This window comes from 'Chrysanthemum coronarium' phytoplasma (assembly GCF_000744065.1).
GTDB lineage: Bacteria > Bacillota_I > Bacilli_A > Acholeplasmatales > Acholeplasmataceae > Phytoplasma > Phytoplasma asteris.
Genome location: NZ_BBIY01000063.1, coordinates 1 through 3,042 on the forward strand (window position 1 = coordinate 1; position 3,042 = coordinate 3,042).

General features: G+C 29.0%; 3 protein-coding genes. All 3 read right to left on the bottom strand.

The window, feature by feature from the left end; all coding sequences use genetic code 11:
- The coding region (locus OYV_RS03250) for an amino acid--tRNA ligase-related protein (protein ID WP_042068255.1) at window positions 1-824 on the bottom strand (824 nt) is incomplete at its 3' end.
- 3 nt (window positions 825-827) lie between these two features.
- Window positions 828-2,096, bottom strand: coding sequence for a histidine--tRNA ligase (hisS, locus tag OYV_RS03255; protein ID WP_011160502.1), 1,269 nt, complete (start codon window positions 2,094-2,096; stop codon window positions 828-830).
- A 310-nt stretch (window positions 2,097-2,406) separates the two neighbouring features.
- The coding region (locus OYV_RS03260) for an ACT domain-containing protein (protein ID WP_042068256.1) at window positions 2,407-3,042 on the bottom strand (636 nt) is incomplete at its 5' end.

Below are 3,042 nucleotides of genomic sequence, written 5' to 3' on the forward strand. Positions count from 1 at the left end.
TAAGTTAATCTTAAAAAGGGTTGAGAAAGTGGTTTTTTCCAAATATTGGCAAATAAATCTACTATAATTTCTTCTGTTAAGGACATAATTTCATCTTGATTTAAAAAAGATGTTTCAATATCGATTTGACTAAATTCAGGTTGTCTATCAGATCTGAGGTCCTCATCGCGGAAACAACGTGCTACTTGAAAATACCTTTCAAATCCTGCAATCATGTATAATTGTTTAAAAAGTTGGGGAGATTGAGGAAGGGCATAAAAATTACCTGGATAAATTCTGGAAGGAACTAAATAATCTCTTGCTCCTTCAGGAGTTGATTTAGATAAAATTGGAGTTTCTAGTTCTAAAAAATCATTTTTCAAAAGAGTTTGACGAATACTTTGGGTAATGTGGTGTCTTTGAATCAAAAAATGTTTAACTTCAGGATTTCTTAAATCCAAATAACGATATTTAAGTCTGGTTTCTTCTAAACTTTCTTGACTTTGAAACACATTTAAAGGTAAGGTTTGAGCCTCACTTAAAATTTCAATATGAGATACTAAAATTTCAATATCACCAGTTGGCAAATCAGGATTTTTATTGATTCTTTCAATTACTTGACCTTTAATTTGCACGACTGTTTCTAATTTAATTAAAGCTATTTTGTCGTATTGTGGATTGTTTTCTTTAACTAATAATTGAACGATACCAGAAACATCACGTAAGTCAAAAAAAAGAGTTTTTCCTAAGTTGCGTTTACGAAAAATAAAACCTTTTAGAAAAACTGTTTTTCCTTGATGGGCAAGTTGTAATTGATTGTTATAATGGCTATATTTAGTTTTCATGAATTAATTTAACTCCTTGTTGTTTTGAAAATAAGAAACAACATCTTTTTGCAATATGGTGGTTTGCTGTTGGGTGTCAGTATTTTTGATTGTAATTTGATTGTTGTCAAATTCTTTTGGTCCCAGAATTAAAAGATAAAGGGGTTGTTGTTTTAAGGCTTGTTTCAGACTTTTGGAAAAAGATAAAAACTGATAATTAAGATCGGCGGAAAAACCTTGATGGCGGAGAGTTGTTGCAAGTGCAAGTCCTTGATAAAAAAATTGCGGCACACTAACTAATATAAAGGCATCCAAAGAAGGTAAGATATTTTTATTGCAAAAGGAATGAGTGGCTAAAATCGACATTAAACGTTCCATGCCTAAGGCAAAACCAATACCAGGCGAAGGGTTTCCTCCAAATAAAGTAACTAAATTATCATAACAACCACCCCCACCTAAAACTGCTTGATGTCCTTGTTCGTTATTATAAACAATTTCAAAAACGCTATGAGTATAATAATCAAGTCCACGTACTAAATCATGACACAATTCAAAATTAACATTCATTTGTTTAAGCCCTTCTAAAACTTGTAAAAAACGAACTTTGGCGTCCTCAACAAGATGGTCAAAAATGCGTGGTGCTTGCTTTAAAAAAGGTTCGTTGTTACAATTTTTACAATCCCAAATACGCAAAATATTTTTTTCAAATCTTTCTTGACATAAAGGACATAATTGTTGATAGTGTGCTTGTAAATAGTTTTTAAAAACTTGTAAATAATTATTGTATGTAGTTTTACATCCCAAAGAATTAATCTTCACAGTAATATCACAAATCCCTAATGATTTGATGGTTTCATAGGCAAGAGCAATTACTTCTACATCTAAAAAAGGGTTTGATTGTCCTAAAATTTCTACTCCTACTTGATGAAATTGACGATAGCGTCCTTTTTGAGGTCTTTCATAGCGAAAACAAGGTCCATAATAAAAAAACTTGTGTAATTGTGAGGTTTTATCTAATTTATTTTCCACATAACTACGAATAACACCAGCAGTTCCTTCGGGACGCAAAGTAATAAAACGTTCTTTTTTATCTGCAAAAGTATAAGTTTCTTTGGAAACCATTTCTGAATGTTGAGCTGCTCTATCAAAAACACCACGATATTCAATTATAGGGGTTCTTATTTCTTGCAAATGATACTTGGCAAACAAAGTGCGAATGTGATTTTCTACTTTTTGCCAACAAACCATTTTATCTGACATCAAATCATAAGTACCTTTAATTTTAGAAAACATCTTTGGGCTCCTTTGCTTTTGGGATTGGGTTGGGTTTTAATTTTGTGATGATTATTTTTTTGTTATTTTTTTGTTATTTTGGGATAAAAGTTTTGATAAAGCTTTTTGGGTTTTTGTTGTTGGAGATTTTATATTTTTTAATTTTTTGTGCTAATAAAGCTTTAAAAAATACATGAAAATGATTTAAAAAATACACACAAACACACAATAAACAAAATAATTTTAATAAGGCATCATTAATATATGGAGTAAAATAAAATAAAAATAAATGGGGAATAAATAATTGTCTGCATTATAAATAATAAATTATTTAATTATTGATTCTTTGAATTTGATAAATTTGCGAAATTTTATATAAATTAGTAATTAGATTATTTAATTCTTTAGTATTAGCTATTAAAATCCTAATCTTAATAATAGTTTCTAATTTTTGTTTATTAATAACATTAAATTCTAAAATACTTACATTAAAACTGTTAATTTTATTAATAATTTGTTGCACTAAAGTATCTTTGGTAGAAGCAATAATACTAATCCAAGCAGGATATTTAGCAATAGTAGGGTCTTGTTGCCATGAAGCAGTAATTAATCTTTTTTCATCACATTGAGCTAAATTATTACATTCCTTGCGATGCACAATAATACCTCTTCCTTTAGTGACAAATCCTAGGATTTCGTCGTTATAAACAGGGGTGCAACAACTTGCCAATTTTAATTTAGGATTTCTAAGACCTTCAATAATAACGCCTGTCTCACTTTGATGTTTGAGTTTGTTATGCGATTTTGCCATTTGTTTTTGCAAAATATTTTGACTTAAAGTTTCTTTGGTTAAAACAAGCAATTTATTAATTAATGACTTAGGATTTAATTGTTTTTTAGCAATTTCATAATAAAAATCATTAAGAGTTTGAATATTGTAACGCTCAAAATGTTTTTGGACAAAATT